At 36.9% G+C, this 20,637-nt stretch carries 21 protein-coding genes, 1 tRNA gene and 1 pseudogene; 17 read left to right on the top strand and 6 right to left on the bottom strand.

The window, feature by feature from the left end; all coding sequences use genetic code 11:
- Window positions 1-3 precede the first annotated feature (3 nt).
- The gene (locus tag BHU72_RS04890; protein WP_069701523.1) at window positions 4-1,266 is read left to right on the top strand and encodes an ABC transporter permease; all 1,263 of its coding nucleotides are present in this window, start codon (window positions 4-6) and stop codon (window positions 1,264-1,266) included.
- 81 nt (window positions 1,267-1,347) lie between these two features.
- Here the strand turns inward: BHU72_RS04890 and BHU72_RS04885 are convergent, their stop codons facing one another.
- Both BHU72_RS04885 and BHU72_RS04880 read right to left on the bottom strand, forming a co-directional pair.
- Window positions 1,348-2,724, bottom strand: coding sequence for a sensor histidine kinase (locus BHU72_RS04885; RefSeq protein ID WP_069701522.1), 1,377 nt, complete (start codon window positions 2,722-2,724; stop codon window positions 1,348-1,350).
- A gap of 2 nt (window positions 2,725-2,726) precedes the next feature.
- On the bottom strand, window positions 2,727-3,422 hold the full coding sequence (locus BHU72_RS04880) for a response regulator (RefSeq protein WP_069701521.1): 696 nt from the start codon (window positions 3,420-3,422) through the stop codon (window positions 2,727-2,729).
- Between the two features lie 254 nt (window positions 3,423-3,676).
- Between BHU72_RS04880 and BHU72_RS04875 the strand changes: the two genes are divergently transcribed.
- Entirely contained in the window at window positions 3,677-3,886 is a 210-nt protein-coding gene (locus BHU72_RS04875) for a heavy-metal-associated domain-containing protein (protein ID WP_069701520.1), read from the top strand.
- Here the strand turns inward: BHU72_RS04875 and cmpA are convergent.
- Window positions 3,877-3,975, bottom strand: a complete 99-nt coding sequence (gene cmpA, locus BHU72_RS15605) for a cortex morphogenetic protein CmpA (RefSeq protein WP_141709250.1) — start codon at window positions 3,973-3,975, stop codon at window positions 3,877-3,879. The two genes, BHU72_RS04875 and cmpA, sit on opposite strands and share 10 nt — an antisense overlap.
- Before the next feature lie 135 nt (window positions 3,976-4,110).
- Between cmpA and BHU72_RS04870 the strand changes: the two genes are divergently transcribed.
- From BHU72_RS04870 to BHU72_RS15800, 5 genes are all read left to right on the top strand, one after another.
- Window positions 4,111-4,186: transfer RNA gene (locus BHU72_RS04870), tRNA-Met, on the top strand.
- 94 nt (window positions 4,187-4,280) lie between these two features.
- Window positions 4,281-5,096, top strand: a complete 816-nt coding sequence (gene zupT, locus BHU72_RS04865) for a zinc transporter ZupT (RefSeq protein ID WP_069701519.1) — start codon at window positions 4,281-4,283, stop codon at window positions 5,094-5,096.
- 69 nt (window positions 5,097-5,165) lie between these two features.
- Window positions 5,166-6,740, top strand: coding sequence for a Na/Pi cotransporter family protein (locus tag BHU72_RS04860; RefSeq protein WP_069701518.1), 1,575 nt, complete (start codon window positions 5,166-5,168; stop codon window positions 6,738-6,740).
- 125 nt (window positions 6,741-6,865) lie between these two features.
- On the top strand, window positions 6,866-7,432 hold the full coding sequence (locus BHU72_RS04855; RefSeq protein ID WP_069701517.1) for a LemA family protein: 567 nt from the start codon (window positions 6,866-6,868) through the stop codon (window positions 7,430-7,432).
- Window positions 7,433-7,453: 21 nt separating this feature from the next.
- On the top strand, window positions 7,454-9,358 hold the full coding sequence (locus tag BHU72_RS15800) for a DUF2207 domain-containing protein (RefSeq protein ID WP_069701516.1): 1,905 nt from the start codon (window positions 7,454-7,456) through the stop codon (window positions 9,356-9,358).
- 51 nt (window positions 9,359-9,409) lie between these two features.
- On the opposite strand, the gene BHU72_RS04845 is transcribed toward BHU72_RS15800, so the two are convergent.
- From BHU72_RS04845 to BHU72_RS04835, 3 genes are all read right to left on the bottom strand, one after another.
- Complete coding sequence (locus tag BHU72_RS04845; RefSeq protein WP_218076100.1) at window positions 9,410-10,804, bottom strand: sensor histidine kinase; 1,395 nt, start codon at window positions 10,802-10,804, stop codon at window positions 9,410-9,412.
- 61 nt (window positions 10,805-10,865) lie between these two features.
- Window positions 10,866-11,549 (bottom strand): response regulator transcription factor, encoded by a 684-nt coding sequence (locus BHU72_RS04840; RefSeq protein ID WP_069701514.1) that lies wholly within the window; start codon window positions 11,547-11,549, stop codon window positions 10,866-10,868.
- A 34-nt stretch (window positions 11,550-11,583) separates the two neighbouring features.
- Complete coding sequence (locus BHU72_RS04835) at window positions 11,584-12,135, bottom strand: DUF4342 domain-containing protein (RefSeq protein WP_083248262.1); 552 nt, start codon at window positions 12,133-12,135, stop codon at window positions 11,584-11,586.
- Window positions 12,136-12,414: 279 nt separating this feature from the next.
- On the opposite strand from BHU72_RS04835, the gene BHU72_RS04830 reads away from it, so the two are divergent.
- The 10 genes and pseudogenes from BHU72_RS04830 to BHU72_RS16130 all read left to right on the top strand — a co-directional run.
- Window positions 12,415-12,597: a YwbE family protein gene (locus tag BHU72_RS04830; protein WP_069701513.1), complete on the top strand. Its 183-nt coding sequence runs from the start codon at window positions 12,415-12,417 to the stop codon at window positions 12,595-12,597.
- A gap of 124 nt (window positions 12,598-12,721) precedes the next feature.
- Window positions 12,722-13,570 (top strand): helix-turn-helix domain-containing protein, encoded by an 849-nt coding sequence (locus BHU72_RS04825; protein ID WP_069701512.1) that lies wholly within the window; start codon window positions 12,722-12,724, stop codon window positions 13,568-13,570.
- 85 nt (window positions 13,571-13,655) lie between these two features.
- Window positions 13,656-14,444, top strand: a complete 789-nt coding sequence (locus BHU72_RS04820) for a M28 family peptidase (protein WP_069701511.1) — start codon at window positions 13,656-13,658, stop codon at window positions 14,442-14,444.
- Window positions 14,445-14,497: 53 nt separating this feature from the next.
- Window positions 14,498-15,145, top strand: a complete 648-nt coding sequence (locus BHU72_RS04815; RefSeq protein WP_069701510.1) for a hypothetical protein — start codon at window positions 14,498-14,500, stop codon at window positions 15,143-15,145.
- Between the two features lie 176 nt (window positions 15,146-15,321).
- Window positions 15,322-16,284, top strand: a complete 963-nt coding sequence (locus BHU72_RS04810) for a helix-turn-helix transcriptional regulator (protein WP_069701509.1) — start codon at window positions 15,322-15,324, stop codon at window positions 16,282-16,284.
- 99 nt (window positions 16,285-16,383) lie between these two features.
- Window positions 16,384-16,548, top strand: a complete 165-nt coding sequence (locus BHU72_RS15795; RefSeq protein ID WP_176720404.1) for a hypothetical protein — start codon at window positions 16,384-16,386, stop codon at window positions 16,546-16,548.
- Window positions 16,549-16,923, top strand: a complete 375-nt coding sequence (locus BHU72_RS04805) for a hypothetical protein (RefSeq protein WP_069701508.1) — start codon at window positions 16,549-16,551, stop codon at window positions 16,921-16,923.
- Between the two features lie 104 nt (window positions 16,924-17,027).
- Complete coding sequence (locus BHU72_RS04800; protein ID WP_069701507.1) at window positions 17,028-17,510, top strand: hypothetical protein; 483 nt, start codon at window positions 17,028-17,030, stop codon at window positions 17,508-17,510.
- A gap of 283 nt (window positions 17,511-17,793) precedes the next feature.
- A complete protein-coding gene (locus BHU72_RS04795) occupies window positions 17,794-20,394 on the top strand; it encodes a helicase-related protein (RefSeq protein WP_069701506.1) in 2,601 nt (866 codons plus the stop codon).
- A gap of 86 nt (window positions 20,395-20,480) precedes the next feature.
- Window positions 20,481-20,637: pseudogene (locus BHU72_RS16130) on the top strand (IS21 family transposase); the annotation flags it as partial.

Genomic DNA, 20,637 nt, shown 5'->3' with positions numbered 1-20,637 from the left:
CCTATGAAACTGTTGGATATTGCACATAAAAGTATAGTGGAACGTAAGGGTAAATCTTTTTTTCTACTTACAGGATTGGCCCTTGGATTTATTACAATTATCACGTTAATGAGTGTGACGGAATATTTAGAGGATTCAATTGACCAAAATTTGCGAAAACATGGAATTAACCTGTTAATCAGCCCTTATAGCGAAGAAATTAACCTAGTCTATAATGGAATTACGATTGCAAGTGATAACCTTCAAGAAAGCTCGTTTTTAGCAAACGAAGACCTGACATTGATTCAAAATATCCTTCAAGGATATAATCATACGTCAATCGTTAAGTCTGTAGTATTGGGGTCAATTAATAATCAAGATGCACTATTCGTAATTACTGATTTGGAAAAGGAAGTAGCATCTAAGAGTTATTGGGCAGTTGATCAAGATACTTTAAAAAGAGTTCTTAATGATGGGATACTACTTGGTTATAATCATAATATTACACTTTATGGGCAGCTTCCAGAAAAGCATTCGGAACATGGCCAACAAACCAATGTAGAAATAGTGGTAGAAAAGAATGATTTACACGAAGACGAAGAGAATTGCGATGAGATTAAACTTGGTTTTGAATCTTCAGTGATTGAGATAGAACAGTATGCAATCATTGAAGAGCAAGGAAATGAGACAGATTTCCTTGTATATATAGATCGAAAATATTGGGAAAGTATATTTCCAGCCCAAGATGTAAGAAACGTAATGGAGCTTCACATCAATACAAGTAGTATGGAGGAAGTACACTCGATAGTTGAGCGTATCTCTTTACAAGCACCGAATACGCAAGTAAAGATTCAACAAGGGAGTATGGAAGCGAGACAGAATTTATTCCAAGAATTTAAAGGATATACAAACTTCACAATTATTACGATTACGATTGTAGGGTTATTTCTTGTCATGACAACGATGATTTCGTCTGTCAATGAACGAGTGAGGGAATTTGGGATTATGCGTACAGCAGGATTCCGTAAATCGCATATTGCAAAAGTGATCTTAATGGAAACGATTACTCTAGTGCTTATTGCGATTGTGTTTGCCACGATTATAGGGATTATAGCGGGTAATTATGTTATATATCGCATTGAAGCAGAGAGTTTAACGCTGTTTGTTCCATGGCAGTCTTTACTATATATCACTGGCTTAGGAAGCTTTATTAGTGTATTGGCCGCCCTTTATCCAGCTATGCGTGCAGCGAACTTAGATCCAATCGAATCGATTAGAAGCATATAATAATAAGGGCTGAAAGCTTATCAAAATGTAACGATAAGCTTTCAGCTCTTAATTTTATAGTATCAGATAGTATAAGTTTATTTATGATTCAATATCAATTGGTTGAGCCGCCGGCATCGTAAGGGTGACGGTTGTCCCTTTCTGGAGTGTGCTTTCAATTTCGATTTTCCAGTGATGTGCATCTACAAGACTTTTTACTATAGCTAGACCAATACCGGAACCACCAGTTTCTCGATTTCTCGATTTATCTCCACGATAAAATCTTTCAAAAATATATGGTAAATCTTCAGCAGATATCCCTAAACCAGTGTCAATGATTTTAAGCGTAATAATATCATCGGATTGCATTAGCTTTATGGATACCTTGTCCGTTGGCTCACTATATTTCAAAGCATTGGAAATCAAATTGATCAGGATTTGTGTTAGTTTACGCTTATCTGCGAGTACATAAGATTTTTTGTTAGCATAGAAAGAAAGGGCTATGTCTTTCTGACGAAATTGTCCTTGGAAGCTATCAACAATTTGATGTGTCAAATCAGATAGAGATAAAACTTCTTGATCTAGCTCTAAAGAGGCGCTCTCGGCTGTTGTTAACTGTTCTAAATCACTTACTAGGGAAGTTAAACGGATTACTTCCTCTTGACAGCTCGTTAAGGTCTCAGGGGTTGGATCGAGAATCCCATCAATGATTGCCTCAAGCTGTCCTTGCAGGGTCATGAGTGGAGTTCTTAACTCATGAGCGATATCTGCGGTTATATTCTTTCTTAGCTTTTCTTCTCTTTCAAGCGTTTCTGCTAAGTGGTTAATAGCAATTGCAAGCTCTGACACTTCATCATTACTAGCCCCAACGGCCATACGATGTTTCAAATCGCCTTTACGGAGCTGGATGGCTATTTTCGTCATTTTCATCAAAGGCATCGTAATGCCACTTGAGAATATGATACTTAAAAATATCGCAAATATAGTAGAAAATATTGCGGTAGAAATAAGAGATTTATTGACAGAGTTTCGAAAACCAGAATCAATATCTGTTAGTGGGATTGTGCCTAGATAAGTAATATCTACATATCCTACAATCTCTCGATTGACTGAGATTGGGTAGGTGATAGTGTGAATCTTATCATCGGGTTGTAAAGAGAATAATTGTGCTAAGTCTTTGTGGTAGCTAATTGAATTCCATACGACAAAATTACTAGTATCACGAACTCGTAGACTAATATTGTCTGATTTCACAAAAGTCGCCACATCAGCACCTGTATCGGCATACCATTGCCCGTCCTGTTCATAAGCAAAGGCTAACGCATTTGCTATCCGTTCATTATTAGCCCGAATGGTAGCTTGTATGTATTGATTAAATTGTTCGTCAATCGATTGATTCAATATCAAACTATACAATAGTAGAGTTACTACAATTGCAAATAAAAAAGCAAGTGTAATTTTAGGCGCTAACCCTTTCATTCCTAGACCCCTTCAAATTTATAACCCATACCATATACCGTACGTACATACTTTGGATTCTTTTGATCAATCTCAATTTTCTTCCTAAGATTTTTAATATGAGCATCAATCGTACGGTCATATCCTTCAAAGTTATAGCCTTGGACTTTTTCAAGCAATTCTGTTCTTGTAAAGATACGATTAGGATTCTTAGCAAGCACTAATAAAAGTTTAAATTCATTCGGCGTTAAATCTATAACTTTACCTCCGAGTTTTACTTCATGACGAGTTGCATCGATTTCTAAATCACCATCATTAAATGTTAAGATATCCGCCATTACTTCATTTGGTTGGAAACGACGAAGAACAGTGCGCACCCTGACGACTAACTCGCGAGGACTAAAAGGTTTGACAAGATAATCGTCAGCACCGATGGATAGACCCTTAATTCGCTCATTTTCATCACTCTTTGCCGTAAGCATGATAATAGGTACGTTAGATTCTTTTCGAATGGCCTCACAAGTTTGTTCGCCAGTCATTTCTGGCATCATCAAATCAAGAATAATCAACGAAGGCTTCCATTCGCGAAACACTTTTAATGCTTCTTTACCATTGTAAGCTGTTTTTACTAAAAAGCCGTCCTTTTTTAAATAAAGGGAAACGATATCAACAATCTTTGGTTCATCATCTACAACGAGAATCTTCTTTTCCTGTGTCATACAAACCACCTCATTTAGTGTATTTTTATCTTCTTTTTATCTTCATTTTATCCCTAGTAAATAAACATAATCATTAATAACAATATTTATCTCTATAGTAATATAAAATAGCTGAGTAGTTCAATAGGAATTTCTTCATAATTTACTCTGAAGAATATTTAACATTTCAATTTGACAATTAGATGAACTCCTATTAACATAGAAAAAAGAGCCTCATGAAGTATTCATGGGACCCAATTGGGAGGGAAACGAAAATGAAAACGATATTAATAAAAGTAGAAGGTATGTCTTGCGGACATTGTAAAATGTCAATTGAGAATACCCTAAATGCTGTTGAGGGAATTACAAAAGCGGAAGTGAATCTAGCTGACAAAACAGCAACTGTTACATATACTGAGGAGATAATAATACCAGAAGACATAAAAAACTTAATCGATGATCTTGGTTTTGATGCTTATTTGTAACGGAACCAACATTTGTTTAACATCTTAATTTGATATTTATCTCTTTGGTAAAAAGCTTTTCTAAGTTGAACAAATAGCCAGTTAGGCAAGCAAATCACCATCCTAACGTTAGTGTATTATGTTTTTCTTATTATATGTAAGTTACCTATAATGTGTTAGAGAAAATTAGGCGATTTGACATAAAGGTAAGGTTACTGTAATATAGATATATAAATACTAAATGACGCGGGATGGAGCAGTTGGTAGCTCGTCGGGCTCATAACCCGAAGGTCACAGGTTCAAGTCCTGTTCCCGCAACCATTGAAAAAACCTCATCGATTTGATGAGGTTTTTTTATTTTAGAATTTTCAAGTAGTTTAGAGTATAATGAAATGATAGAGTTGGAGGTGGGAATATGTTTACCCCAGAAGTGCTTTTCGCTTTAGGTATAACAACATTTGCTGGGCTTTCTACTGGAATTGGAGGGCTAATAGCATTTTTCACAAAGGGAACAACTCCTAAGTTTCTAGCAGGATCCTTAGGTTTCTCAGCAGGTGTAATGCTGTATGTATCTATGATTGAAATATTTCCAAAGGCCAATGAAGCAATGTCGGATTTTTATGGAGAAACCTTTGGTTACTTTATGACGACAGTAGCGTTTTTTGCTGGAATGGCTTTTATCGCTATTATCGATAAACTAGTACCGTCTAATGACAATCCACATGAGTTGAATAATGGTCTAGAATCAGATATGAACTGTGAAGAAGAAATAAAGAAGAGAAAATTTTATCGATTAGGTATTTTTTCGGCTATTGCGATTACTATACATAACTTCCCCGAAGGGATTGCGACATTTATGGCTACCTTACAAGACCCGATGCTAGGAGTCACAATCGCGATTGCAATTGCAATTCATAACATTCCTGAAGGTATTGCAGTTTCGGTGCCGCTATATTATGCGACTGGTAGTAAAAAGAAAGCTTTGGCTCTATCTTTTTCGTCGGGTCTGGCAGAACCGATAGGAGCTTTACTTGCGTTTTTTGTTCTGATGCAATTTATCAATGATGCTGTTTTTGGTTTTGTATTTGCGTCAGTCGCGGGAATTATGGTTTTCATATCTCTTGATCAATTATTACCGACAGCAGAGAAGTACGGGGAGCACCATGTTGCAATGTATGGGTTGGTGGCTGGTATGGTCTTGATGGCTGCAAGCTTAGTAATCTTTGCTTAACAATATGAACCGAATGAAAATACTTTTAAAATATCAGTACCAACATAGAAAAGACTGAAGGTGATTTGTTTGAGTACATTTGCTTTAATTCTAGGAGGAATCGGTTTATTTCTTCTAGGGATGAATTTAATGACAGAAGGGTTAAAGGCTTTAGCTGGGGAGTCACTGAAAAACTGGCTAAGTAAATTCACTGGTGGAACGTTTTCTTCGATATTTTCAGGAGCGACCATAACTGCAATTATTCAATCATCAAGTGCTACTACATTTATGACAATAGGTTTTGTGAGTGCGGGGCTGTTAACATTTACCCAGGCCATCGGTGTAATCATCGGTGCGAATCTAGGTAGCACTAGCACAGGTTGGATTGTAACTATTATTGGTTTCAAAGTTAATATGGGAGCGATTGCACTACCGGTGATTGGTGTCGGTATTCTAATGAAGTTACTAAGTAGCAATCGCTTGGGTCCTCAAGGATATGCCCTTGCTGGTTTTGGATTAATATTCCTAGGGATTTCAGTATTACAAGATGGAATGTCAGATTTCACAAATTATATCGACTTGACTAGGTTTTCAGGGGATCAGTGGTGGGTAATGCCAGCCCTTGTTCTAATTGGGATTGTTATGACTGTAGTGATGCAATCCTCTTCCGCTGCAGTTGTGACGACTTTAACAGCCCTTCATACAGGAGTGATTGGTCTTGAACAAGCAGCTATTCTTGTTATAGGACAGAACGTTGGAACTACCATTAAAGCATATCTAGCAACACTAGGTGGTACTGTTGCATCGAAACAAACAGCTACTGCACATATTTTATTCAATTTACTTACTGGAATCATAGCTTTAGTATTCTTGCCGTGGTTGATTCGTCTAGTGTTTGTCATTAGTGAAGCAATCTATATTGATGAATTAGCAACAACATTAGCGCTTTTTCATACCGTCTTTAACGTCATTGGAGCTATAGCGATTGTCTTAATCCTTCCATGGTTTAAAGCTGTGGTACTTAAGATATTCCCAGACGAGGAAGATACACATTGTCAATACTTGCACAAGAGTTTAGCTACTGTAGGACCTGTTGGGATAGAGGCTGCAAGAAGGGCATTATTGGACTTATGGATTGACATAGTAGACGTAGCGTTATCAGCCATTACGAATATGAAAGTCAGTGCTTCAAAGAATAACAAATTAGAACTTTTAGAAAGAGCGTTAGTGGATATTCAGAATTTCTTATTGACAGTAAGTGATAGTATTGAGTCAAAAGAGGAATACATCTCCCTAGTACACTCCATCGATCATATTGAGCGCGTTTTACATGTGATGAAGGAAGAATATAATCCGACTCAAGCAGCTGCTAAGAACATGAATATCGATCATATTATTCGCCGTTTAACAGCGACATATCAAGATGTAGAAATTGAGGAAGAGAGTTATAATCTACCGGAAGAACTACTAGAGCAATTAGCTGAACAATCTCGGACGATAGCTGAGATTCGTAAAGAAGGAAGAAAAGAAATTTACAGGAATGCAGCAGACCAACAAACTCTATTAAAAGTAGATGAGGCAATTCATTTAGTGCAAACCATCCATTGGTTGGACCGTTTAGCTTACCATCTATGGAGATCAGCGAATCATTTAACTAGAGAGTAAATTACACGCATGATACCTAGAACATACATAGGTATTTTTCTTTTTTAACAGGAAGTCGTTGAGAAAAGGCGAATATATGTAAAACTAGGCTATGAATAATCATAGCTAAGTTCCGGAGGTGTTGTATGACGACATTAACAATAGCATTCTTAGCAATCACTGGAATTATCATTATTTTTATATACAATCAATTTGTAACATTACGGCAAAGGGTAAAAAACTCCTGGGCGCAGATTGAGGTAGAATTACACAGAAGATATGAATTGATTCCAAATCTAATCGACACAGTTAAGGCATACGCCAACCATGAACAAGAAACATTAGAGAATGTTACGAAAGCTCGAGTGGGAGCATTATCTTCTCAAAATGTACAGGAGCAGGCGGGTGCAGAATCAATTTTGACAGCAACATTGAAAAATCTATTTGCTGTGGCAGAGAAGTATCCGGAACTGAAGGCGGATGTGAATTTTCAAAAACTACAGCAGGAACTTGTGAATACGGAAGGTAATATTGCTTTTGCGCGCCAATTTTATAATGACACGGTACAAAAGTATAATACTAGGATTGAAATGTTTCCTTATAATTTATTTGCAGGTATCTTTAACTTTTATTCCTCTGAGTATTTCAGTTTAACAGAACGGGAAGCACGTGAGGCTGTTGCTGTTGAATTTCGTAGTAATAGTAAGGAATAAGAATAGAAAGGAAGGAGTTACATGAATTTTCAGCATATTGTCAGAATCTTCATTTGTATTTTTGTTGCCATTCTAACCATAGGTACTATGCAAGATGTCGTAGAAGCACGGAGCTATCACTTTCCTAAACTAGAAATCCTTGCAGAAGTCCAAAAAGACGGTTCGATGGTTGTGACAGAGCAACGAACTACCAATTTTAACGGAACGTTTAGTGGTCTATATCAGTGGATCAATAAGCAATCTGGTGAACAAATTGTAGATATATTGGTTTCTGAGGAAGGTCAAGAGTACTCTTTTCATCCTGGAGATGAGTTTGGTCCATCCGGGACCTATATCATACAAGATCGTGGCGATTCTACCTATATTGACTGGAGCTTTGACGCTACAGATGAAGTAAGAACTTTTACACTACAATATAAAGTCTTGAACGTCGTAAAGGTTCACGATGATATTGCGGAATTGTATTATCAATTTATTGGCGATCAATGGGAACAACGTATAGATTATGTGCAAGTTACACTTCGGTTACCTGATGGCGCATCAGTAGAAGACATCCGCGCTTGGGGCCATGGACCACTTCATGGAAACGTATCAATCGAAAACCATAGACAGGTGATTTGGGAAATATCAGGACTACCTGCGAAAACCTACCTTACGGGCAGGGTCACTTTTCCTAGGGAATTAGTTCCTCAAGGGAATCGTTTTACAAATGAAGCTGCATTACCAAATATCTTAGAGCAAGAACAGAAGTGGGCGGACGATGCGAATAGCCAACGTCTGTACGCGGAAATGAATTGGATACTAACAGCAATGCTATTTTTTGGAGGTCTAATATACACGATAATCAGTGCGATTCGCTATTCCAAATCATATACAACAGATTTTCAAGGGGATTATTATCGAGAGCTTCCAGCTCAGTATACGCCAGCTGAAATGGCCGTGTTATGGCGTTTCAAACAAATTACCCCGGCAGATCTAACGGCAACGATACTTGATCTGGTAAGGCGAGGATATGTCAGAATTGACGAGATTACTAATGAGGCAAAAGGAATTCTACGCAAGAAACCAACGAAAACTTATCAACTTACAATAATTGATTCAGGTTCATTTACATTCGATGAAGTATTAACGGGAAAAGTGCAGAGCCTACTAAATCATGAGAATCGTCTCTTAGTATTTTTATTTCATGAAATAGCTAATAAGAAACCAACTTTGACATTTCAACAAATAGAGAGCTATGCAAAACGTAAAAGGACTGTGTTTGCGAGTTTTTGGAATGATTGGTCAGAAGCGTTAAAAAAACGTGGTGATGAGTTAGGATTCTTTGATCAGCATTCAGGCGGAAAAGTATTGAAACATGTGATGCCAGGGATAGTATTATTCTTAATTGGATTTATTACATTGATTTGGCAAGTAATCACTCTAGGTCCTTTTATTGCTCTGACAATTTCTGCAATGATTACTGGTATCCTATGCATGATTGGCGTTGCATTTCATGCTAGGCGCTCCCCAGAAGGGCAGGAGCAATTTGTAAGGTGGAAGGCATTTAGACGTTTCCTGCAGCACTTCTCCAATATGGATAAGCATGATATTCCGTCTTTAGTCATATGGGAGCACTACCTTGTGTACGCGATTTCTTTAGGTGTAGCGAAAGAAGTAATTAAGCAGTTAAATATCGTGTTTCCTTCGATGGAGCAAGGTAATCACCGTTTTGGCTATGGATGGTATTATTTGAACACGAATAATGGGGACTTCACCGATTTCACAAATAGCTTTGAGAATATGACCAATTCCGTAACCAAGAGCATCCAACAGTCAATATCTACAGCTACCAGCCAGACATCTTCAGGTTCAGGTGGGGGTGGCGGCTTTTCAGGCGGAGGTGGCGGTGGTTTCAGTGGTGGTGGAGGCGGTGGAGCAAGATAAGAAAGGCAAATAATAGTACTAAAAATGATAAAAAAGCCCTTATGGGCTTTTTTACGTTGGTAATATAATACTTGTTCTCGTGCCGATATCTAATCGACTGAGGACTTCAAAATGTCCGCCATGGCGTTCCACAATCCACTTCGCAATTGATAAGCCAAGCCCGGAACCACCAGTTTTCCGTGCCCGTGATTCATCAGAGCGATAGAAACGGTCAAAGATATGAGGGAGATCCTCAGGCGAAATCCCAATTCCGTGATCTTGAACAGTTACTTTCACTTGTTGATGATCTTTATTAACCTTAAGTGTTATTGTTTCATTGGCGGGCGTATACTTAATGCTATTATCTAGCAAAATACGAATCGATTGTTTTATTAATTGTCGATCTGCAACAATAGTGACGGGTCGGGCTAGCTGCACTTCAAACCGGTGCGATATATCAATCATCTGTGCTTCTCGGATAATTTCTTCAACCAGGTCGCAGATATCAAATGGAACTAAGTGAAGCTGCATCGACTCATTATCCCCACGGGCTAGGAAGAGTAAGTGCTCAACTAAACGCTTCATATTCTCTGTTTCACTTTTTATAGCATCGATTGATTCCTGTAGCGTTTTTTCATCATTTTTCCCCCAGCGGTCTAATAGATTTACATAACCTTGAATGACAGAAATCGGAGTCCTTAATTCATGGGAAGCATCCGAGACAAATCTTACCTGAGATTGATAAGATGCACTAATGCGATTGAGCATCAGGTTGATTGCTTGAGCAAGCTCTTTTAATTCATGCTGTGATTCATCAATAGAAATGCGTTGGTCCAGATGACTAGCGTCTATGGTACTAATAGCACCTGCCAAATTCTGAATACTACCATAATCTGTATTGTTCATAGAAGTTACTTGTGCATTTAAAGACATGGCTGTTTCTGCCATTTCAGATATAGGTCTAAGAACTTTACGGATAGATAAGGAACCTTTTATTAAGCCTTTTAATAATAGGAGAAGCTCAGCTACGAGTATAATAATAGATAATATCAATAAACGATACAAGTCATTGCCAATTTGATAGTGAATCTTATAAGTAGAATCTTCTATATTTACATAAATATAATACGTGATTTGTTGTACCCATTCTTTGAATCGGATTTCATACTTAGCCGTATCAAAAGCTGCAATACCACGAAGCGCCTCAGTATCATTGATAGGTAGGTGTTTTTGGATACCATGTGGTAGGTGGAATCCATCATCAGGTATAATATCTATAGGTTGCAGGGTAAATCCACTGATTGTGAGCTCTGTTTGTTCTGCATTATCACTGAATACATTAGATTCTTTGAAAGACTCTAGCACTTGTTGTGCACGTTCTTCAGTAGTATAAACTGTACTACCTATCGCCAGTAATATTAGTAGCATATTAATAGAAAAAAATGCGGAAAGTAGTATCGCGAACATCCGCATATTTAAGCGAAGCGTTAGGGAAGTCCCTAGTTTCTTTGGTTTATGTTTCACAGTATTACTCATCACGAATCACATATCCCACTCCTCGTACTGTCTGAATCAATTTAAGGTTGAATGGATCTTCAATCTTCGCTCGTAAATATCGAATGTATACATCGACTGCGTTAGAGCCGCCCGCGAAATCATAACCCCATATTTTTTCTAAAAGAATTTCTCGTTGAAGAACAATATTTTTATTTTCTAACAAATATTGTAGCAAATCGAATTCCCGCTTAGTAAGGTCAATCAGTTGTTGATTTATTCTGGCTTCTCTACGAATCGGATCAAGATGTAGCGGACCAACCCGCAGCACCTGTGGCGCTACGGGTACCGATACTGTATGTTTTTTACGCATTGTGGCACGAATCCGAGCAAGAAGCTCTTCAATAGCAAATGGCTTCGTTATGTAATCATCTGCGCCACTATCTAGGCCAGTGACCTTATCGATTACAGTGTCGCGAGCAGTTAAGAGAATTACAGGAATGTCGGAAAACTGTCGAATACGGCGCAATACTTCGATACCATTTAAACCTGGCAGCATGACATCTAAAAGGATTAGATCATAAGCATTCTGCTTTACCATTTCCAACCCATCTCTACCATTTAGCGCCTTTTCCACATGATAGCCCTCGTACTCAAGCTCTAATTGCGTAAATCTTGCTATTTTTTCCTCATCTTCAATGATTAGAATACTCTCCATATCTTCACCTTAATCCTTCGTAAGTAGTATGGGATTATTTGTTGATTTCGTTTTTGATATCGTTCTTTAAGTTCTCTGCAGCATCAGCAACAGTATCCATTGCACGATTTACAGAAGGAGTAGCCTCTGGACCTTCAAAAGAGTAACGATATCCGAAGAATAAACAGATGATCGCAATAGGAAGTATAATCCAAAAGGCAAAGAATAAAAGTAGAGCTAATGCAGTTAATGGAATAGAGGTGATTTTTTCGCCATTTCTCATCACTGTAAAATTGTTAGTGTTACCTTTGTGTATAATTCTTCCCATCCATCGGAAGAACCCTTTCACAGCATCTCCAAAGCCTGACCCATTCTCACTGCCTTCGCGATTGGCAATTGTCACAACAGCAGTTTGTTGACTTGCTTGTTGCGATGAGCGTGAATGGTAATACCCGCCATTATGCGGCGTTTTGATACGATTTTGTCTTTCTAAATTAATTACAGCTTCTAAAATGTCACCGTTTGTTTCCTCTAATGCTTTTTTCGCTTCTTCGTAAGATACGCCTGTGCGATCTCGTAATTTCTCTACAAGTTCTAACGTAACCATAATAATATCCTCCTTATTTAACATGTAAGTTTTCTTACTATGGTCAGTATAAATGGAAAGTATTTGAATCCAATTGATACAAGATTAAAAACACATTAGAATTTTTAATAATAATTTTAATAACGTGTTGTACATCGTACCATGACAAATATACTTACTTGAATCCATTATGACATTGCGGTATATTCTAGACAAGTCCTGGTCTGAGAACTTCCTCAAATGAGAGGAAGATGTAGTATTTCGCAAAGGAAATAGATGGTAATTGGAGTGATAAATGATATGGAAAGAGCTCATATACAGATAGGAACAAGGGTACGCGTCGTTCAAAAGCAGGATCAACGCTCAGGGAAATTAACAGAAGGTGTTGTGCAAAAGGTCCTCACGAAATCAGCTACTCATCCACATGGTATAAAAGTGATGCTAGAGAGTGGCGTCGTAGGTAGGATTAAAGATATTCTGTGAATAGGAGGGGGTTCTTACGAACAAGGTACATATATTAAAAGAGCAAAAGCGTCAATGGTCTGACAAGCAACTATTTACCCAGTCTTGGTACGTAGAAGGAGTAGAGATTATTGAGGAACTTATCATGGCTGACCCTGATAACCAATTGCAATATAGAATGGAGTTAGCTGAAATACATGTGGAGCTAGCCTACTTTCGAAAAAAGAAAAGTGAATATCAAAAAGCTTCAGAACATCTTTGGTTAGCGAGAAACATAGATCCCCAAAATCCAAGGCCATATTTTCATTTAGCCCATATTGCCAAGTTGTATGGTGATGATATGGCAGTTATTGAGGACGGAGAAACAGCTATTGCGTTACAGCGTTTTGATGAACTGTCTGATGTTAGAAAGATAAAATTATACTGCTTATTAGCTGTTAGTTATTCAAGAAACTTGCAAGATAGTAAAGGTCAGGAGTACATTACTAAGGCTGTGAAATTAAATGAAAAGTTAGGGTATCTAGAAATCACATTGATCGAGAATGCTATTGCATCTATGAACAGTTCTCCGAATAAGCCATATTTATTAGTAACCAATAAAGGAGAACGAAAGTTATATGACTCTGAGGGTCGGGATGAATTCTTAGAAGATATTGATAATAGGCATATATTGATATTGGATAATACACAACAAGGTCCTTATGTACAATATAACCAAAAAACTATTACAATCCAACCTGTAGAAGCAAGGATTTTACAACTTCTATTACAACACAATGAACCAGTCTCTAAAGAACAAATAAAAGAATTTGTTTGGCTCGACAATAATAGAGATCTTGGTGATTCAACAATTAGAAAAAATATAAGTAAGATACGTGCGAAATTGCGTAGTATATTAAAAGATTCAGTAGAGAACAATTCATATATTATAAATGTAAATGGGCGATATATTTGGAGCATTGAAATTAATATAGCAATTTTTACGATTATTTAGACTTCCTTATATTTTAAGGAGCCGTTACCACCTGGTAACGGCTTTTTTGTTTTAATAAAGATATCAAACATAGGAGGTTTTCAATATGAATCTATTCGAACAACAATTACTAGAGTTACTATCAATCAACGGTGCAAGTGGGCAAGAACAGGAAGTAACAAAATACCTAACACAAGCACTAAAAAACTTAGTTGATTCTCACTGGAACGACGAAGCTGGCAATCTTCTCGCTGAGAAAAAGGTTGGTAATCAACAGGGCATGACTATTCTATTATCTGCCCACATGGACACGGCAGGAACATTCTCTTCCAATCGAGAGATTATTAGAGAAGGCGATATACTAACATCCAGTGAAGGAATCCTCGGAGCAGATGATCGGGCAGGAATTGCAGTAATACTAGATGTATTAAGAAGAGTCGAGTCTACTAGATTCAACGGAACAATCAAGGTCTCATTTACCGTCCAAGAAGAAGTAGGGTGCATTGGATCAAGCATGATAAACCCACATTGGCTTGAAGGCGTCAATGCTGCCATTGTAGTAGATCGTAGAGGTTCAAGGGATATTGTCATCAATAATAGGAGCACAACGTTTTGCCATCGGGCTGTCGGAGACTTCTATGAATACGTAAGTACATCTATTGGTATGGAGGATTGGAAGGCAACTACTGGTGGATTAAGTGATACAGCAGTATATGCTAGATTAGGTATTAACTCTGTTAATCTATCCGTAGGATACCAGAATGAACACACTAATAGAGAAATACTTAACATAATACATGCTCAACAGACATCAGACTTTGTATTACAAGCATTACATTTGATTAACCACAATCCGAATGTATTTGCACTATCGAATCGATATGAAATCGCATAATCTGAATAGTCAACAGTACGAAGAATATTTCAAAACATGAAAGGTTGAGAAGAATGGAAACTACTCTATTGAAAAGCTGGGAGAATCTATTGATTAAAAGTGGTTTTGTTTTTGAAATAGGAAAGAGTGAAATTAAGCTTGAAATGGAAACAGAAGACAACGTGAAGTATTTAATGAAAATTTTACAAACAGTAGGTGTTGCATTTGAAATAACAGGTTATCAAAGTTTAAGAATTAAAGAAATAGTGGATGAAGATACTTGGTTTAATGCCATAGAACAATTACACACAGGTGCTGAAGGTGGGCCCCATGATGATATAAAAATCATGGATACGTATATGGCTGGAATTGTTAGAAGGGTTAATGAAATAGGCCTAAGAACAGATTTCAGTTGTGATGGTCACGGAACAAGAAGGCCGAGATTGAGTTTCTATAACAAAAGTGATGCAATCATTTTTGATTGTTGCCTTCAACTCTTATCAAATCAGGAATGGTCTTATAAGAGCAACTATGAGATCTGTAGAAATCAACGAAATGCACTAAGGCATATTAGAGATCCTAGAACGAGAAGTATAATAGAGAGAGATTTCAGCAGAGAATGGTTGCTAGATATTGCAGAGGCGTTATACACCCATAAGGCGGCACTGCAAAGGGTTGTTGAAGCATCAAAAAGAATAGATGTAGCAACCCACACATTTTAAATCATTAAGGATATATTTAGACGTCTTGTCTCACAAACAAGGCGTCTATTTGTAAATAATTTCTATAATTAAAAGGGAAATGGCAATAAGTGGCGAATTTGATATCACATGAAATTAAGAATATTAAATATTATTAGGCATAAATAACTATGTTTAGAACAAATAGGAGGTTTCTCGTGAAAGAACAGCTCATACGCTTACTAAAGATTATAACACTTGTACAGTCAAAACCAGGAATACGGTCAAAGGAACTGGCAGTGCGATGTGAGACCACGGAGCGTACTATTTTTCGCGATTTAGATTATTTATCGGCAGCCCATATTCCTATTACCTGTGAAGGCTATGGAAAAGGATATCGTTACAATAGTAATTTTTCCCTCTATCCATTAGATTGGACGGATGATGAAACATTGGCCTTTGCATTACTTCATTCAATTATTCTAGATATGAAGGACAATACCCCAGCACTACTCAATGCGTACGACAAAGTCATGGCAACGGCATATAAAGAAAAGCAAGCAAAGTCCATAGATCTAGCGAAACGAATTAATACACTGTTTTATATGGGTAGATCTACTTCATCAGATACAAAAACAATGTACTTAGAAGACATCGTTCAAGCCATTTTAGAAAATAAGCAGATTGAAACCATCTATCACACCCAAAGCCGTGATGAGACAACGACTCGAACGATTGATCCATACTACTTAGTACCGAGGGAACATCGCTTCTACCTAATAGGATACTGCCATCGTGCCAAAGGAATTCGAACATTCCGCGTGAGCCGTTTTAAAAGGTTAAATGTACTTCCTACAACTTACCAGATGAATAACTTTGATTTACACGCATATTTGAAAAATACTTGGTCCATAGAGCGAGGAGAAGAATCCATCCATTTTAAAATTCGATTTTCTCTAGATGTAGCTAGGTATATTCTCGAAGAAGAACTGTTTGTAATACCCAAAATTACGAAACAATCAGACGGATCAATCATCTTTCAAATAACAGTCAATAGTGCGCGGGAATTCCTCCAGTGGTTAAATCAATATGGTCCGGATGCACAAATTTTCGAGCCAGCTTACTATAGAGAAAAGCAGAAGGAATCCTTGCGGAAATGGTTAAATTTATACGAAATATAAAACATTTGTTCACTGACAGACTTATGTCATTATTATTTTAGTAGGATATAAATATATAAGTAGAATACAAGATTATCTCAATGAAGGTTGGTGTTAGACTTGAGCATCAATAAAGTTCGCAAAGCTCTTTATGGAATCGCAAAAATACTTGGAGACATTAACACTGTAAAAAGAGGTACAGTTGGTAAAAGAATTGCCCGAAGAGCTGCTGGAAAAGTTACAGGCAGAACGTTGAGGAAGTTAATGAAAAGTGGAGGGTTATAATTGAAAATTACAATTGAAATGAGCGAAGGGGCTTATGAAATAGCAAAAAAAGTCTTTTCGGGTGTTTATTCTAGGGTGGAAGGTAAAATTTTAATAGCCCAAAGAACGGGTATGAACGAAGGTTCGGCTCAAGACTTTATAACCATTTTTCTAGCTATGATGGATGGTAAAGTATATAAAAGGGCATTTAACAACGCTACAAATAAGTATCTATTAGAGAGTATCAGAAGAGATTATGGTAACGAAGTATGGTTGAAGGCATTAAGTGCAGCAGAAAAGCATATAAACTACTATTCAACTTTGGGCAAAGGAAATTTAACGGGTTACCAACAAATCGTTGATGAAATGAAAAATCAACTTAGAGCGTACGGGTGAATTGAAAATATACATAATCAATTGAATAAAGACTGTGTGTACTCACGAAAAATGTATCGAGACTGTGATAATTTTATATTAGAAAAAGAACAAGGAGATAGATTATGTACAATATTTTAGAAGGAATCAAAAGAGAATTAAGTGATACTTGTGGCAGGTTACTTCTTAAAAACGAACCTGATAATGTTTGGACAAAAGAAATATTATCCAAACTAGTTGAAATAGGTAATCAGCATAAATACGTAACTTGTGCCTCGGTGAAAAATGCTACAAATGGTGAATGGATGTATGACGTTTCATGGTTAAAATATAGTTCGCAAAGCCAAATATTAGAGTCTGTAGAACTAGTGGCAGAAAGTGAATGGGGCAATGAGCAGCGAATCATGGAAGACTACGAAAAACTAATCCAAAGCAAAGCAAAATACAAAATTATGATTATGCAATGTAAAGGTCTAAATCACTTCGAAATAATAAGGATAAAATTAAAAGAATCTGCATGTCTTTTCCGAGGAGTAACAGAAGAAAGTTATCTATTAGCAGCATTTATTAAAGATAAGTTTTACTACGATGAGTTTATAGTTGTGTAATTACTGATGAATAACTTTATAATGAAAAAGATTAGTTTTACTATTATCAATTTCACTCCCTTATTTTGAGGGAGTTTTTATTTACACTAAAACACATGTTAGAAACTAAACAAAAAGAACTAACATTCGCTGACGGAATATTGTCAGTGTCCAATTGCTACGATATCAGCAAAACTAATTCATAACGGCAAAGACACACGTAATTAATATTTTCTTGAAATGGAAGGAATTTTCATTTCTGTTGGAGAAGGAAACATTATACGTTTACAAAGGGTGGATCATAATGACATTACCAGTAGCAATATCTGAAAGATTAGTAGAATTGTTTGCAGAATGGAATCATAAAAGCACCAGGACGTTAGTATTTTTCAAAGGGTTTAGCAACATATTTTATCAAGAAGTTCTTCGTATTGAGCCTAATCAATTTCAATCAAATACCAACACATCAGATGACAGATATATAAATATCCCCAAACTCATTGAAAACAGTAGAAATTTACCGAGGTTATTCTATACGATAGACAAAAAAGTAACCTGGGGCTACTATGAGGAGTTCTTGTTATTAAGCGAATCTATCAATGACATTAAAGAACAATTCGAGGGCGATGTTATAGTTGTAGATAACAACCTGTTTGATCGTTACTACATTGTAGATATCGAACAAACGGTCAAAGACAAACTTCTACAATACTTTAACAGTGAAAAGACAGAAGCTGACAGTAATATTCAAGACTACACCCGTTTGTTTAGTCACGCTATTAAATATTCCAATGACCATATTGGTGTGGCGTACATAAATAGACACGTAGATCAAGAGGTTGAAAATATAAATTTCTATCCTGATCAAGAAGACGTAGAGTCTATATATTTTGAGGATAAAAGGGCCAACACACGAGTAATATCTGTGTCAGAAGCTGAATTCGTACTCTTTAAGGATCGGCTACAAAGGGATGGCCAATATCAAGATGTTCAACTGATTATAAATGCAGAAAAGGATCTTTGCAGAATAACTTCAGTTGCCTACCTATATCAAAAATCCAACGCTCGTTTAACGGTAATTAAACATAACCAATTCAGCCAATTTGAAGGACTTGACGAAAATAAGCATCTTCCTATTCTGCATCAATACTGGGGAAAAGAATGTTCATTTCGCGAATTGAAATTCTATCGGAATCCAGATTATACGAACGACTTAATCAATATTTCGCAGGGACATATCATATCAGACATAATACAACAATCCGTTAAAGCGTTAGATAGCAGTGAGGAATGGAGCGACATATTTGTTACAGCTCCAACAGGCGCTGGAAAGTCATTGCTTTTTCAAGTGCCAGCCATTCATTTAGCAGAGAAGCATAATGCAGTTACCATCGTAGTTACTCCATTGAAAGCACTCATGTTAGACCAAGTACTCAAACTACAGGAAGAGCATGGAATATCCTATGTTACAAGCATTAACTCCGATATATCCTTTCAGGAAAAGGAAACAAGGATCAATAAAATAAAAGAAGGAGAAATTTCATTAATTTATTTATCTCCAGAACTCCTACTAGGAACAAGTATTGAGAACATCATAGGCGAGCGAATAATAGGCCTATTTGTAATAGATGAAGCACATTTAGTTACGACATGGGGAAGGGATTTTCGTGCCGATTATTGGTTTATGAGTAACTACCTATATAAAATGCGTGTCGCTAATCAGAAGAAGTTTCCTGTATTATGCTTGACAGCAACGGCGGTGTATATGGGTTCAGAGGATATGGTCTTCGATACCATTACCAGCCTGAATTTAAGGAACCATAACTTATACTTAGGCTATGTTAGAAGGGATAACATAGGATTTGAAATTCATAGCTATTCCCATCGGTCAATAGAGGGTAGTGTTGATGATTTTAAGATAGAGAAAACAAGAGAACGCATACAGCAATTTCTATCAGAAAACAAAAAGGCCATAGTCTATTGTCCATATAAAAAACAGGTCAATGACATTTACAATGCACTGGATGAACACACACAAAGAAAAGTTAGTATGTACCACGCAGGTATAGATGCCGAAGAACGACAAGCGGCCCAAGAGGCATTCAAATATGGAAATAGCCGTATCATGATAGCAACCAAAGCCTTCGGCATGGGTGTTGATATCAGTGACATTGAAGTTGTTTATCATTTTGCTCCTACGGGAAATCTAGCAGACTATGTTCAGGAAATTGGTAGGGTAGCAAGAAAAGAGGCGATTTCGGGACTTGCGACAACAGATTTCACAGACAAGGACATGAAGTATGTGAGAATGCTCCATGGCCTATCTGGAATGAAACAATATCAACTGAAAGAAATCATTGGTAAACTCTATCATATCCAAAGGGAGAAAAAGAGTAGAAACTTCCTCATATCACCGGATATGTTTAGCTATCTGTTTTCAGAGCAAGAACTCGAGAATAAAGTCAAAAACGGATTACTTCTCATTTCAAAAGACCTAGAAGATAAATATGGATTCCCTGTTGTTATTGTAAGGCCGAAAAGCGTTTATACCAAAAACTTCATTAATGTTCCTATGGAAATAGAAAGTGAATTTTTAGCTAAATACAAGCAATATGCCGTGATAATTAATAAGGTCCCACCAAGGATTGTACTGAGCAAAAACCAGTGGGCAGGCGACACGGTTATTACTGATACAGGTAATATTTACGAATTCGATATGGCTAAGATGTGGGAAGAGAATTACGGTACCCTGTCTTTTCCACAATTTAAGTGGAAATTCTATAAGGGCGAATTATTCGATTTTTCCCAAGAAGCGAAGGTTGCTCCACGTGTAAATATCGTCATTCATTACAAGGACAACTTTGATATATTGCAACAAAAGTTTTCGCGGGATATGGATGTATAAATGCTAGGCTAATAATGTACAAAATTGATTGAATAAGAATGTACAATTTTCAACCCTACATGCATACTGGTTATGGGGTGAAATGTATGCATGTAAAACTAGACATAACAACAGAAATTGAAATTACTAGACTCTCAGATTTACCAAAACTGAAACTTCTCATGGAGAATCTCAATATGAAAATAAACAAAAGTGAATTAGCAAGGAAGTTCCAGGTAGACAGAAGAACTGTAGATAAATACC

It is taken from the genome of Desulfuribacillus stibiiarsenatis (assembly GCF_001742305.1).
GTDB lineage: Bacteria > Bacillota > Bacilli > Desulfuribacillales > Desulfuribacillaceae > Desulfuribacillus_A > Desulfuribacillus_A stibiiarsenatis.
The sequence above is the reverse complement of the archived record's forward strand: the minus strand, read 5'-3'. Positions and strand labels throughout refer to the sequence as shown.

Excerpts from the sequence above, each read along its gene's own strand:
- BHU72_RS04890 (WP_069701523.1), top strand. The coding sequence starts at position 4 with ATGAAACTGTTGGATATTGCACATAAAAGTATAGTGGAACGTAAGGGT.
- BHU72_RS04885 (WP_069701522.1), bottom strand. The coding sequence starts at position 2,724 with ATGAAAGGGTTAGCGCCTAAAATTACACTTGCTTTTTTATTTGCAATT.
- BHU72_RS04880 (WP_069701521.1), bottom strand. The coding sequence starts at position 3,422 with ATGACACAGGAAAAGAAGATTCTCGTTGTAGATGATGAACCAAAGATT.
- BHU72_RS04875 (WP_069701520.1), top strand. The coding sequence starts at position 3,677 with ATGAAAACGATATTAATAAAAGTAGAAGGTATGTCTTGCGGACATTGT.
- zupT (WP_069701519.1), top strand. The coding sequence starts at position 4,281 with ATGTTTACCCCAGAAGTGCTTTTCGCTTTAGGTATAACAACATTTGCT.
- BHU72_RS04855 (WP_069701517.1), top strand. The coding sequence starts at position 6,866 with ATGACGACATTAACAATAGCATTCTTAGCAATCACTGGAATTATCATT.
- BHU72_RS15800 (WP_069701516.1), top strand. The coding sequence starts at position 7,454 with ATGAATTTTCAGCATATTGTCAGAATCTTCATTTGTATTTTTGTTGCC.
- BHU72_RS04845 (WP_218076100.1), bottom strand. The coding sequence starts at position 10,804 with ATGTTCGCGATACTACTTTCCGCATTTTTTTCTATTAATATGCTACTA.
- BHU72_RS04840 (WP_069701514.1), bottom strand. The coding sequence starts at position 11,549 with ATGGAGAGTATTCTAATCATTGAAGATGAGGAAAAAATAGCAAGATTT.
- BHU72_RS04835 (WP_083248262.1), bottom strand. The coding sequence starts at position 12,135 with ATGGTTACGTTAGAACTTGTAGAGAAATTACGAGATCGCACAGGCGTA.
- BHU72_RS04830 (WP_069701513.1), top strand. The coding sequence starts at position 12,415 with ATGGAAAGAGCTCATATACAGATAGGAACAAGGGTACGCGTCGTTCAA.
- BHU72_RS04825 (WP_069701512.1), top strand. The coding sequence starts at position 12,722 with ATGGCTGACCCTGATAACCAATTGCAATATAGAATGGAGTTAGCTGAA.
- BHU72_RS04820 (WP_069701511.1), top strand. The coding sequence starts at position 13,656 with ATGAATCTATTCGAACAACAATTACTAGAGTTACTATCAATCAACGGT.
- BHU72_RS04815 (WP_069701510.1), top strand. The coding sequence starts at position 14,498 with ATGGAAACTACTCTATTGAAAAGCTGGGAGAATCTATTGATTAAAAGT.
- BHU72_RS04800 (WP_069701507.1), top strand. The coding sequence starts at position 17,028 with ATGTACAATATTTTAGAAGGAATCAAAAGAGAATTAAGTGATACTTGT.
- BHU72_RS04795 (WP_069701506.1), top strand. The coding sequence starts at position 17,794 with ATGACATTACCAGTAGCAATATCTGAAAGATTAGTAGAATTGTTTGCA.